Source organism: Vibrio sp. 1401, from assembly GCF_033340295.1.
On sequence record NZ_JAWOWF010000540.1, the window covers coordinates 1 to 609 of the forward strand.

Here is a 609-nt window from a genome sequence, read left to right on the forward strand (position 1 = left end):
CTAAATCCGAGCACCGCTGAAACGAGAGCCAAAGCAAGGAAAATAAACATCCAACGAACCATGGTGTTGTCTCCTTATTTTTTAAAGTGAAAGCTCAATATTAGTTATTACTGAACAACTTCAATCTTATCGACAACCTTATTTACATCGTTGGTGTTATTTGCAATCGATAATGCCAGATCGTGCTCGGCATCTGAGTTCACTTTACCGGTTAAGGTTACGGTTTTATTTTCTGTGGTGACATCAATGTCTGTACCACTAACGCTGGTATCCATCAGTAAACGAGTTTTCACAATAGTAGTAATTTTTGAATCCGTTAATGCAGCAAATGTATCAGAATCGGCATCTTGTTTATTTTCACTCACTACCGTTAGCTCGTTATTTACTTTTTTCACACCATCAAGGCCTGAAACCAACTCTTCTGCCAGCGACTTTTCCAAATCGTTATTGACCGAACCTGTCAGCGTAACCACCTGATTTTCAACATCAGTGTTGATATCAAAAGAGTTCAGGTTGCTGTTAAGCAGTAAGGTGGTTTCTGCTTTACCATCTAGCCAAGCGTGCATGGATTCTTTGTCCCATTTATCACTGGCTAGTACTGCGGTGGAT

General features: G+C 40.1%; 1 protein-coding gene. It reads right to left on the minus strand.

Translation table 11 applies throughout. The features are described 5' to 3' along the window. Positions 1 to 107: 107 nt before the first annotated feature. On the minus strand, positions 108 to 609 hold a 502-nt coding region (locus R7Z77_RS26710), incomplete at its 5' end, for a BON domain-containing protein (RefSeq protein ID WP_318137218.1).